Genomic DNA, 12085 nt, shown 5'->3' with positions numbered 1-12085 from the left:
TTATAGGTACACTCCACAAAAAACTCGCATAACGCACCTATAAAACACGGTGGGAAAACAACCTTTATAGGTATTCTGCTATTTTTTTCGCGTCTTATAAAAAAGACTGCCGGCGAGCGAAACTGCCAGTACCACGATCATCGCGGTAAGACCCATATCGGCGAGGTTCTTGTATTCGCCAGCATAGCCCGATTCTATCAGCATAATGAGCACAAGCGCAATCACGGCAGCGGTAGCGCCCATGCGGTCGAACATCTTGATTTTGTCTTCGATAGAAAAGGGTTTCTTGAAAGGGCCATTAGTAAAGGGCATTGACATCGCCTCCCATGCAAATCCACACGATGAGCCCAACCATCACAAGAACGCTGATGGCGACATTCGCCAAGAAGAAATCGCGGTTCATGGCGTCAAGGTCGTCGGATTTACGGAACAGGTGAATATAAAGGATAGCGGCAGTCATCAAGCCGGTTACCACCCACCAGGCAGCGCCCATTCCCCAGAACACGCCAAACGCCACGCACAGAGCAAGCATCGCGACATGGCTCCAGAAAGCTATCTGCAGGGCGCGCTTGCGGCCAAAATGGGCGGGCACCGAATGCAGCCCCATCGCACGGTCAATCTCTTCATCCTGCGTTGCGTAAATAATGTCAAAGCCGCCCATCCAGAGCATCAGAATCACAAGCAAGAAAATCGGGAACACGGCAAATTCTCCGCGGATTGCAATCCAGGCCCCGAGCGGGCTCATGCCGATGGCAAAACCCAGAAACCAGTGGCAAAGCCAGCTGAAACGTTTACAGTAAGAATAAGAAAGCAACAAGAGCCACACCGGCAAAGCAAGCAGGCCCGCAAGCGGTTGCAAAAGGGCAGCGAACAGAACGAACAGAACGCCATTTACAGCAAGGAATGCCACCACGGATTTCTTGCTCAGGCGCCCTGCCGGCAAGTGACGTTTCGCCGTACGAGGATTCTTGGCATCGATATCGGCATCGGCAATGCGGTTGAAGCTCATGGCGCTGTTGCGGGCGGTCACCATGCAACCCACAATCAACGCAATCATCTTAAACGCCTCCGCGGCATCCATACCGCGGAAACCATCAGCCGCCACCCACATGGAACCAATCGCAAAAGGCATCGCGAAAAGCGAATGGCTAAAGCGCACCATGTGCCCGAATTCAAGAATCTTTTTCAGCATACCTAGATTATCAGTCATTCTCGCCCGACGGGAGGGTGTCCTGCACAGGATTCCACCCCCTTCGAGGGGCCAGGACGATTTTTTTATTTCTTCTTCCCTTTCGCCCTACCCGTGGATTTCGAAAGCACCTTCAGCATCGATGTTCCTTTCCACGGCTTGACCACATCATTCTCTTCGGGGAATGCCTTCAGGTGCATCAGGATCTTCGCCACCACCGTATCCACCGCCTCTTCAATCGTCTTCGGACGATCGTAAAAATGCGGAGAGGCAGGAATCACGACGCCGCCCATACGCGTCAGGCGCATCATGTTGTCCAGGTGAATCATGTTGTAAGGAGTCTCGCGCGGCACCACGATGAGCGGGCGGCGTTCCTTGAGGCATACATCCGCGGCACGGATCAGCAGGTTGTCCGACGTTCCCGCCGCAATGCGTCCCAGCGTTCCCATGGAGCAGGGCACCACGGCCATCCCCGCATAATCGGTACTGCCGCTTGCACATTCCGCAAAGAAATCATCCACGTCCGGCTGGGCATCCACATAATCGAACAGGCAATTCTGTTCCTCATAACGCAAGACTCCTTTCCCCGGCGGAGTCACCAGGGCCGTCACGTGATGCCCCAGTCGTTTCAAATGCATCGCGGTGCGAACAGCGTAGATAGCGCCACTTGCACCCGTCACCCCCAAAATATATCGGCTCATGACCGTCTCCTCAACAATACGCGGTAAGCAACCCCGAAAAAGCAAGGCTTCACATGCACCAGTTCAAAGCCGTTCGATTCCGCCAAGGCGACGAAATCCGCAACCGGCAAGAAACGGAGCACCGAATTCACCAGATATTCGTAAGCCTCCCGCTTGCTAAAAAATGCCCCCAGCACCGGAATAAAGAGCGGTGCAAGCCTCCTGTAGAAAAACTTGTTGAATGCATTGCGCGGCGAGAAAAATTCAAGCACCTGCAGGTAACCTCCACCGCAAAGCACTCTCGCCGATTCCTTGAGTCCCAATTCCGCATCGGGCAAGTTTCGCATTCCAAATCCGTTCAAGATAACATCGAAAGATGCGTCCCCAAAGGGCATCTTCATGGCATCGAGCTGCACGGGAACGGCAACGGTCTTTTTGCCCCTAGCCCCCTTCAGCATCCCGAACGAAAAATCCCCGAGTACAGCCTTGTCAGGCGTTCCATTGAACTTCTCGTAAGTAGCCGCAAAATCGCCCGTTCCACCGCAAAGGTCCAGCAGGCGTTTTCCCGGCCGCACCCGTTTCAGCTCACGACAGCAACTGCGGCGCCACAGGATATCCTGAAAGCAGCTCAGCGTATGATTCAGAAAATCATAGCGGTTGGCGATTTCGTCGAACATCTTGCGCACGGGGCTTTTCATGGTGCCAAATTTAGAAAAAAGGAGTGGGGCGCAAAGCCACACACTCCTTATTCAAACGCTTATAAAGTGCTATTACTTGAAATTAGCCTGGAGAGTCAAGCCTTCCGTAACAGTCACAATGCGGGTCACATCCGTAGTAGCACCATCGGACCAACCTGCGAACACGGCACCAGCATTGGGAACAGCCGTCAGTTCCACCGTATTTCCGGCAAAGAGCTTGCCCTTATAGCTTCCGTTCGGGAGGTTAGCGCCATCCATAAGAATCGTGCCGTTTCCGTTTGCAGAAATGTTCACAGAGACTGGGTCGCTCACGCCGAATTCGCTCTTGATTTGAGTCAGGAATTCAGGATCACGGTCATCGGCCCATTTACCCAGCCTTTCGCCATACGGATCGAAGCTGTGGTTATACTGGCTTCTTCTATTCTCGTAAGCTTCTACAGCCATATCCCTGGCGACATCCTCCGCATTGAGCATGCCGGCAAGGAACTGCGTCTTCGCCCTAATGTTCTTTGCGTTCAAGTAGGAATCAATCATTACAGCGGCATTGTTGAGGAACAGACTCTTGAACTTGGGATTCTTGATCAGACGAGCATAAAGGACATGGAAACAATGTTCCTTGCCACCAACAAACTCATTGTCACTACTCGTGTAGCAGCTGCCATCCGTGCGGCCACCCTGCTTGGCCCACTTAAACATATTCGTGGACGAGCCAAAACCAGTCACGCCCCATTCCCAGTCAAAGCCATGGTCAAGGTCATAGACCATGAACTTCCAAAGAGGCGATTCCGGAGCCCTCCAGATACGAACGTTGTTGTTCGGCCAGTCACCGTTATGGGTATACATTTCAGCAAGCATATAGCGTGCAAAGTTACCCATATCCATCTGCGATGCCATATAGGCGTAAGCCTCGTCATTTGCACTAAGATCGTTCGCCGCGGCAAATTCCAACAAGGCAATGTATTCGTCAGGAGAACCATTGCTCGCCTCGATTTCTTTTCCCAAATGTTTAAGGAACGTGACCGAAGAGGCGTCGATTCCATAATTCGTTTCTACAAAGTTCTTGTTGTAGCGTTCACGCATGTCGTGAATGCCGTAGTATGTTCCGTTATAGAACACCACCACCTGACGGCTACGCTGGTAATCCACGCCGCTTCCTTCAAGAATGGCGCCACCCACGGCATCGGCAAAATAGTCACTCACAAAGCGGTTGCCGTTGTTACGCAGGTTGAAGCCCTTGTACTTGTCATTAACGCCCTTGCGGGTTTCGAACAAAGGATAATGCAACCAGGTTCCGCCATATTCCTCGCGCATCACGACAGCGAGGGACTTCTTGCGTTCCATACGGCTCCAGCCACCCATCAGGGAAATTCCGGCCTCGGCTTCCCAGGCCTTGTCCGTACTCTTGGAACCGTTTTCAAAATATTCCACATGGGCAGCCATTTCGCCAGAATCATTCGGGTAGGACTCATTCGGAGCATACATCTGGTCATGCTCCATATCCGGTGCACCACCGTTAGTCTTCTTATAATACTTCACGAAGAAGCTCGGGTCAACAGTCACTGCCACCACCGGCATATTCACCGTCTCACCGATAAAGTACGTATTCGTCACCACATCCTTGGTCAAGAGGCCCTGCTTGTACGCGGCACAACGCAAAACCATCGTATGGTCAATGACCAGCTCGCTATTGAACTCGGGAGAGCTTTCAGTCGGAGCGGAGCCGTCCTGGGTGCAGCGCACCTTCATTCCTTCCGGAAGGCCCGTCGGAGCATTCAAGACAACCTTGTCATTGTAGAAACCACCCTGGTTTCCGCTAAAGTTAAACTTGGGAGCCACGCCGTCGTATGCCGTACTTGCCGTATTCGGCTGTTCCGGCGTCGGCTTTTCAAAGTACTTCCACGCACCGCCATCCACAATGCCCCAGCTCATCCCCGAAGAAAGTTCCGGATAGTTCACCGAGTCGCGAATAGCGAAATACGGGTCGATCAGGTAGACTGAGCCGCCCTTCTTTTCCAGTTTCCAGTTAGTATGGGTACGCTGATGCAATTCAGTCCCATTATCGGCCGCCGCGGCCTTCACGTCGTTCTTGTCGCAGAATACCGTGCGGAAAGACTTCGGGGCAATCAGTTCGTCACCGAACACCCACTTGCGCGGCTTATCCAAGTTTTCGACAAGGGAATACCCCTTGAGATTCGCCGCTTCGGAGCCGGCATTGTAAATTTCAATCCAACCCGGATCGTCACCGTTTTCATCGAGCCAGTCCAGGTTCACCGGAGAAATTTCGGTAATCACCAAGGCGGAATTGCCTTTCCACTGGACAGTCGTGTCCGCAGGAACATAAAGCGTATCATACTTATATACCGTATCTCCCGTAACCGGGTCAATCGTCCTTGACGAATCGATTTGCGAGGAAAGGGTATCAACCCTCGTAATGGTATTCCCGTTCGAATCCACGACCGTCGTCGTTTCAATCTTTACGGGTAACTGATCCTTCTCCCTATCCGAAGATATCGTATCCTCAGAACATGCAATCAGTCCTGCGAAAGCCAAACCGAGAGCTGCTATTACAGCAAAGCCATTCATTTTTTTGAATAAGTACACAAAGCCACCTATAAAAGTTTCTCGGAAAATCCCGATTTCCGAAGTCTTATTCCTGGACACCCAAGAAGTAAATTTAGAAGATTATTGGGGAAAAAGGAAAAAAAATCAGTAATATTCTATTTACCCTTGACAAGCGTCACACGATGTGCTATATTTGGCCTACCAAGTCGGCGCTGTAGCTCAGTTGGTAGAGCAGCGGACTGAAAATCCGCGTGTCGTCAGTTCAATTCTGACCGGTGCCACGAAAAAGGACCTCGATCCATCGGGGTCTTTTTCTTTTTTATTACATTCCAGAAACGCAAAATCCCCGATTCTATCGGGGACTTTCAGGGATTAATGACGGTAGAGTCCGTAAATTTCGTCCCAGTGGTCGATGAGCACGTCCACCAGTTCCGGTTGGAACTGTCCGCCGCGCTGTTTCTGGAATTCAGCCTTGACTTTTTCTTCAGACCACGGCTGCTTGTAGCAACGGGGACTCGACAAGGCGTCCAGGACATCCGCCACGGCACAGATGCGACCCGCCAGGGGAATTGCCTCGCCCGCAAGACCGAACGGATACCCCTTGCCGTCCCAACGCTCATGGTGTGAACGCGCAATGGAGGCCGCAAAGCGAAGCAATTTGCGCTTGGAATTGCTGAGCATCTTGTAGCCGATTTCGGAGTGGGTCTTCATGATGGCGTATTCGTCGTCGGTAAAGCGCCCCGGCTTGTTGAGGATCGCGTCTGGAATGCCCACCTTGCCTAGATCGTGCATCGGAGCCGCCAGACGGATACGTCCCACCTCTTCGGCAGGCATCTTCAAGAACTTCGCCAACATGTAGGAAATTTCGGCAACGCGCTGGATGTGGTCGCCCGTCTCCTGACTACGGTATTCGGAAACTTCACCCAAGATATGAATAATTTCCCGCTGGGTCGCTTCCAGTTCGGCATTCAGCATCGCCGATTCGACCGTCTTCGCAGAATACACGGCAGTGAGCGCAAGGCGTTCCAGGTCCTGCGTCGAAAATACCGCCGCATCGCCCTGCTTGTTGATAGCCTGGAACACACCCATCACGCGCCCCATGGAATTCAGCAGGGGCACCGTCATCACGGATGTCGTACGGTAATGCGTCTTTTCGTCGCTACGGCGATCAAACCTGGGATCCTTGTAGGCGTCCTCGATCAAGAGGGGTTCCGCCGTCCTCACGGAATAACCGACAAAACCTGCATCGCGCGGAATACGTAGTTCACTTACGCCATGGGCCACCTTGGTCCACAGTTCGCCACTGTCTTCATCGATCAGCCACAGGGAGCAGCGATCAGCCGACACAATGGATCGTCCCAAATCGGCCATCAGCACCAGCAAGTTGTCCATCTTGCGTTCGGCTGCAATTTTGGGCATGTAAGAGAACAATAGGTCCAGAATTTTCTGTGACTCTACAGCCTGTCTTTGATCAAACTCCGTCATAACAATGTAAAATCTAGATAAACTGATAGGTTTTTCCAACTTGAGTTGACAGAAATGCCCTAAATTTTCTATCCTTGGGAAACCCTGGAGGAATAGGCTAATTGGTAAGTCAGCGGTCTTGAAAACCGCCGCCGTAAGGCTTGGGGGTTCGAGTCCCTCTTCCTCCGCTAGAAGCTCCCTCTAGGGAGCTTTTCTTATTTTCGTCGGCTTGTTATATCATCCCTGGATCCCGTCGCTACGCTCCAGGATGACTCAAACATCCCATTCCATCTGGCAGTCCGCCGCATAGTCCGCCACGACCGACGCAGGCTCGTCGTACAGCAATGTACAGACCTTGAGCGGCAAGGGGAAATCCCGTCCGAAAGCGTCAAGGCAGGCCGCCGTCGTCGCCCCCGTCGTAAACACGTCATCGACCACCACCATAGTTCCCCGTTCGGGCAAATTCCGCGGGAGCTGCGCCTCGAACGCAAATGCCACATTGCGCTCACGCTCCTCTTTCGACAACTTGGTCTGCGAAACCACGAAACTCCTACGGCGAAGCCACTTGCACACCTTGCCTCCCGTCACCACGGCGAGCGCCGAAGCGATCATCTCCGCCTGGTTGTAGCCGCGTTCCCTGAATCTTGCCCTATGAAGCGGTACGGGAACAAAATGGAGCGGCTTCGGCAAAAGAGCCAGTTCCGTCCCCATCGTCCCGCCGACAACCGACGAATGCCGAACCAGGTAAGTCGCCATCCCCGATATTCCCTTGTACTTGAGCGCATGCACCAGACGGCGCGTCAGGGGCCGCATCGGGAAGAGACTATACGCATCGGGTCCTGGAGACACGACCGCCTTGGATTCACGATCCAGCATTTCGGCACAACCGGGACATAGCCACGGATCCAGATATCCCGACGCCTGGCCGCAGCCAAGGCATTCCGCGCCGAACACAAAATTTTCCACATTCCGAAAGAATTTCACAGAAGAGACCTCCTCGGGACAAAACATGTTCCTCTCTTCTATACACGCACGAAACGGGAAAAATGGGAAAATTTACCGACAAAAATTACCGACGGCGCGCCTGGTAACGCAGGCACAGCAAGAATCCGACTAGCACCATGCAAGTCAACGCAAACGAGCCGCCATACGACAGGAACGGGAGCGGAAGTCCCGTCACGGGCATAAGTCCGATAGTCATCGCGATGTTCACCAGGATATGGAACAGGAAAATCGTAGACGCGCCCATGACCATAAGAGTCACGAACGGATCCGAAGACTGCTTGCAAATGGAAGTCGCACGCCACAGGAACAGCGCGTACAGGCACAAAACAAAGGCACATCCGGCGAAACCGAACTGTTCACCCAGCACGCTGAAAATAAAGTCCGTATGTTCCTCGGGCAAAAAGGCGAGATTCGTCTGCGTTCCGTTGCCAAAACCTTTACCGGTCAGGCCTCCCGAACCGATCGCCGTCAGCGACTGCAGCACCTGATAGCCATCCCCCAACGGGTCACTCATCGGATCCAGGAAGGTGTTCACGCGTTTCTGCTGGTGCGGTTCCAGCATATTCCACGCCATGCTGCTCGTATACCCCGCCAAGATATTTGCCAGCAGAATAATTCCCGTCAGCACCTTCGGAAGCCTTCTACGCACCAGGGCGAACACCACGACGCAAATCAGGAGCCCCCATAGAACCTCGAAGCCAATCGCCTGCGAATGCGAGAACAGCACCGAAAGCACCGGACTCACGATCAGGAACATATCCGTCAGAGTGAGCCCCGCAAAGAAGAACCCCACCATCGTGACAGCAATAAAGACCAACGCCGTACTCAGATCGGGTTGCTTAAGGACCAACGCGAAAGGCACGACAAACAGCATTAACGGGACCACGAAGGTCTTCATCTTGAACAAGCTAACGGGATGTTTCGAAAGCCAGTAGGAAATCGTCAGCAGGTAGGCAATCTTTGCGAACTCAGACGGTTGCAGCTTGAAAATGCCGAGGTCAATCCAGCGGCCCGCCCCCTTCACGACATCGCCCGCAATGAACAGGACCACGCAAAGCAGGATAAGCGAGATACAATACAACGGCAACGCAGCCCTTTTCAACCAGTCAATCCTTACAAAGACTAGCGCAACCGCAAAAACGCTACCGAACACGAAGTAGACGATTTGCTTGAACCAGAACATGTCTAAGACGGAAATATCCTCGGCGACAGTCGCGGAATACACGAGCGTCACGCCGCAGCACATAAGCGCCGCCGTAAGCAAGATGAACAGCCAGTCGAATTTCAGCGACTGGTCCAGGAATCGTCCGGAGATCACTTTTCGCCCTCCTCATCCTTTTCCTTGTTCTCGAAGTAGGCCTGCATCACCTTTTTCGCAATGGGTCCCGATACGGCACCGCCGCCACCCGCCGCTTCCATGATTACCGCCACGGCTATTTCGGGGTCATAGAGCGGCGCTACCGCCGCATACCACGCGTGCGTCTTTTCACCCTTCTTCCATTCGCCGGAACCCGTCTTCGCGCCCACGCGCACATTCGGGAGAGCGCCGCGCTTTCCCGTTCCGCCCGGATGGTTCACCACCGAGTCCATCGCCGCAAGCAAGATGCGGTGCGTATATTCCTTCATGTTTCCCGGACGCACAATTTCAGGTTCGTAACGGCGCACGACATTTCCCTGGCTGTCGCGCAGTTCCTTCATGAAGTGCGGCCTGTAAACGCCCTTTCCCGTGGCAAGCGAACCGATAAGGGTCGCCTGCTGCAACGGGGTCACGATCTGTCCCTGGCCGATCGACAGGTTCAGGATAAGGCCACGGGCCCAGCGCCATCCCAGACGCTTGTTTCTCTGGTTAAACGAAGCCGAATCGGGGAGCCACCCCGCCTTTTCGCCAGGGATATCGATCCCGAGCGGTTTTTCGCCCAGGCCGAAGCGACGGCCGAACTCATTGATGCGGGTCATGTCGATATCGAGTCCCGCCTGGTAGAAGAACACGTCGCAACTCAGGCGGATTGCATTCACTACATTCAGGTTACCGTGCGTTCCCCAGCACTTCTGGTAACGCGCCCCGTACTGGTAGCCACCCGTACAGGGTTTCGGGTAATACTTGTTTTCCGTAAGGATTCCGTTCTCGAGGCCAGCGCCCGCCGTCACCAGTTTAAAAACAGATGCCGGCGGATAAGTTCCCGAAATAGCTCGGTTCGTAAGCGGACGCATCGAATCCAGCGCCACCTGCGCCCAGCCCTTGTTGCGTTCGCGCTTCTTGAGAGAAAATATATTCGGGTCCAGGCGCGGCGAAGAGACCATCGCAAGGATTTCCCCGTTTCGCGGGTCAATCGCCACGAGCGCCCCCTTCGCCGAATCGGGAATGGCCTCCTCGGCCACCTTCTGCAAGCGAAGGTCAATCGTCGAAACCAGGCGAAGTCCAGGAACCGGGGCGTCTCCATCCACGCCGTCCACCGTTCCCACCTCGCGCCCCGAGGCGTTCACTTCCACGAGCTTCATTCCGTTCTTCCCGCGGAATTCCTTGTCGTAGAATTGTTCCAGTCCCTTCTGGCCGATACGGTCACCTTGCGTATAACCATCGTATTCAGGCAACTTCAGCTGCTCTTCCGAAATTTCGCTGGTATAGCCTAGCGCATGCGAGGCAAGTGTTCCGTAGGGGTAGTCGCGACGCGACTCGATAACCGTCACCACGCCCGGCAATTCTTCGGAATGTTCCTCGATTACCGCCACCTGTTCCTCCGAAGCGTCTTCCAGCATACGAATCGGTCGGTTCTTTATCCAGCGGGAACGCTGAAAGGCCGTATCCAGCGACAGGGAATCAAAAAGCCTTTCCCCCGATACATCCTTGATCCGGAGCAGCCGATTGAACAGCGAATCACGATCCGCCTTCTTGCGCGGCATGTTCATCGACATCAGGGCAATCTGGTAAGAAGGTCGGTTGCGAACCAGTACCTCGCCGTTGCGGTCGTAAATATAGCCGCGTTCGGCCACAAGCACCACCTTGCGGATTCGGTTGTTTTCCGAGCGTTGCAGGTTTTCGTCGTAATGGGTATACTGTAACGAGAACAGGCGCATCAGGAGGATTGCAAACAGAATTACAACTCCCGCCATGTAGATGAGCACGTTCCAGTTCCTGTTCTGCAGGACCTCGTTTTCAGACATTCCCTTAAGCATGCTTCTTCTTTTTCTTCCCTATATCCAGGTAGAAGAATATTCCGCCAATCAGCATGGTATAAAGGCATTCGGGCAGGGTCTTGGTCAAAAACAGATTGGTCACGACATCCTTGCCAAGACCGGTCACCAAGAAATAAATCATATCGCAGACAAAAAAGCCGAGTCCGAGAACCCCCACCTTTGCAGGCAGGTTCAGCGAAAGGAACCTTTCTTCAAGTTGCCCCACGGCAAAACCGAGCACCGTCATTGAAATGGAATGTGCGCCCAGCCACTCCACGGGCGCGTACACGTCCTGCGTAAAGCCCGCTACAAAGCCCCAGAAGCAACCCGCAGCGGGGCCCATCCTGATGGCAACCGCCACGATAAAGATCATTACGAAATCAGGACCGATGTCAAAAAAACTCAGCCAGTCGGCAACCGTCATCTGCAACGCAAAGACGATTACAAACAAAACAAGAACCTTGAGCCACTTCAAGTTACTCATCGAGCAGCTCCTTCACAATCCAGTCCGGTTCCTTTTCCATGACAAAGACTTCTTCCAAAGTCGTGAAGTCCTGGAAAGGTTCAACGTCCATCTGACGCATCACGTCCAAATCGGACTTACGGACATCCTTCACCGTTCCCACCGGGATTCCCTTCGGGAAAATTCCGCCAAGTCCAGACGTAATCAGGGTATCGCCCGGACGAATCCCTGCATGGGTCGGGACCATCGCCGTCAAGCGGACTCCATCCATCGATTCCAGGAAACCCACCACGCGGGTCTTGCGGTCCATTACAGACAACTTAAGATTAGGATCGACCAGGAGCTGAACGCGCGAATGGTTCAGCGTTGCCTTGGACACCTTACCGACAAGACCGTTCATCGAAAATACGGGCATATTCTCGTGCACCCCGTGTTCCGTACCGCGGTTGATGACCATCGTCGTAAGGAACCTTCCCGGGTTATGCCCCACCACGCGGGACGTCACAATCGGATAATCCCACTTGTCATCAAACCGGACCAGCGTATGCAGTCGGGCGAGTTCCTGCAAGCCTTCGCGAGCATGGTACGTTTCTTGCCTCAGGCGCGCATTTTCCTCTTTCAGTTGCTCGTTTTCAAGCGCAATCGACTTGTAATGTCCTACCGCGGACACAATCCTCTGCGCCGGGAAATACAGCGTCGAAACAGCCGTAGTCACGATACTTTCACGTATCGGAAGCGGCGCCTGGCGCATCAAAAGACCAAGCACCAAGAAAAAGACAAAGGCAACGATACCGTGCCTTTGCGAAAACAAGTCGACTATAAAGCGGAAAGCCCTAAACATCGAGCGCTT

The 12085-nt window shown here is 53.5% G+C and carries 11 protein-coding genes and 2 tRNA genes; 2 read left to right on the top strand and 11 right to left on the bottom strand.

Features of this window, described 5'->3' with window-relative positions; all coding sequences use genetic code 11:
• Positions 1-78: 78 nt before the first annotated feature.
• The 5 genes from Q0P86_RS07820 to Q0P86_RS07800 form a co-directional block, all read right to left on the bottom strand.
• The gene (locus tag Q0P86_RS07820) at positions 79-312 is read right to left on the bottom strand and encodes a hypothetical protein (RefSeq protein WP_072979193.1); all 234 of its coding nucleotides are present in this window, start codon (positions 310-312) and stop codon (positions 79-81) included.
• Complete coding sequence (locus tag Q0P86_RS07815) at positions 299-1210, bottom strand: 4-hydroxybenzoate octaprenyltransferase (RefSeq protein ID WP_295038629.1); 912 nt, start codon at positions 1208-1210, stop codon at positions 299-301. The genes Q0P86_RS07820 and Q0P86_RS07815 overlap by 14 nt, the downstream gene beginning before the upstream one ends.
• 65 nt (positions 1211-1275) lie before the next feature.
• The gene (locus tag Q0P86_RS07810; RefSeq protein WP_295038627.1) at positions 1276-1890 is read right to left on the bottom strand and encodes a UbiX family flavin prenyltransferase; all 615 of its coding nucleotides are present in this window, start codon (positions 1888-1890) and stop codon (positions 1276-1278) included.
• A complete protein-coding gene (locus Q0P86_RS07805; RefSeq protein WP_295038625.1) occupies positions 1887-2567 on the bottom strand; it encodes a ubiquinone/menaquinone biosynthesis methyltransferase in 681 nt (226 codons plus the stop codon). The genes Q0P86_RS07810 and Q0P86_RS07805 overlap by 4 nt, the downstream gene beginning before the upstream one ends.
• 72 nt (positions 2568-2639) lie before the next feature.
• Entirely contained in the window at positions 2640-5150 is a 2511-nt protein-coding gene (locus Q0P86_RS07800) for a CotH kinase family protein (protein WP_295038623.1), read from the bottom strand.
• Between the two features lie 187 nt (positions 5151-5337).
• Here Q0P86_RS07800 and Q0P86_RS07795 point away from each other — a divergent pair.
• A tRNA-Phe gene (locus Q0P86_RS07795) sits at positions 5338-5410 on the top strand.
• A gap of 91 nt (positions 5411-5501) precedes the next feature.
• On the opposite strand, the gene Q0P86_RS07790 is transcribed toward Q0P86_RS07795, so the two are convergent.
• On the bottom strand, positions 5502-6548 hold the full coding sequence (locus tag Q0P86_RS07790; protein WP_290991595.1) for an HD domain-containing phosphohydrolase: 1047 nt from the start codon (positions 6546-6548) through the stop codon (positions 5502-5504).
• A 152-nt stretch (positions 6549-6700) separates the two neighbouring features.
• Between Q0P86_RS07790 and Q0P86_RS07785 the strand changes: the two genes are divergently transcribed.
• Positions 6701-6781 (top strand) — tRNA-Ser (locus Q0P86_RS07785).
• An 85-nt stretch (positions 6782-6866) separates the two neighbouring features.
• Here Q0P86_RS07785 and Q0P86_RS07780 read toward each other — a convergent pair.
• From Q0P86_RS07780 to mreC, 5 genes are all read right to left on the bottom strand, one after another.
• Positions 6867-7577: a ComF family protein gene (locus Q0P86_RS07780; RefSeq protein ID WP_290991597.1), complete on the bottom strand. Its 711-nt coding sequence runs from the start codon at positions 7575-7577 to the stop codon at positions 6867-6869.
• Between the two features lie 85 nt (positions 7578-7662).
• Positions 7663-8916, bottom strand: coding sequence for a rod shape-determining protein RodA (gene rodA, locus Q0P86_RS07775; RefSeq protein ID WP_290991600.1), 1254 nt, complete (start codon positions 8914-8916; stop codon positions 7663-7665).
• Positions 8913-10772: a penicillin-binding protein 2 gene (gene mrdA, locus Q0P86_RS07770; RefSeq protein WP_290991603.1), complete on the bottom strand. Its 1860-nt coding sequence runs from the start codon at positions 10770-10772 to the stop codon at positions 8913-8915. The genes rodA and mrdA overlap by 4 nt, the downstream gene beginning before the upstream one ends.
• Complete coding sequence (gene mreD / locus Q0P86_RS07765) at positions 10765-11256, bottom strand: rod shape-determining protein MreD (protein WP_290991606.1); 492 nt, start codon at positions 11254-11256, stop codon at positions 10765-10767. The genes mrdA and mreD overlap by 8 nt, the downstream gene beginning before the upstream one ends.
• A complete protein-coding gene (gene mreC, locus Q0P86_RS07760; protein ID WP_291024677.1) occupies positions 11249-12076 on the bottom strand; it encodes a rod shape-determining protein MreC in 828 nt (275 codons plus the stop codon). The genes mreD and mreC overlap by 8 nt, the downstream gene beginning before the upstream one ends.
• Between the last annotated feature and the right edge of the window lie 9 nt (positions 12077-12085).

It is taken from the genome of uncultured Fibrobacter sp. (assembly GCF_946062555.1).
In the GTDB taxonomy this organism is placed as follows: Bacteria; Fibrobacterota; Fibrobacteria; order Fibrobacterales; family Fibrobacteraceae; genus Fibrobacter.
Note: the sequence above shows the minus strand (reverse complement) of the source record. Positions and strands in the feature narration are given on the sequence as shown.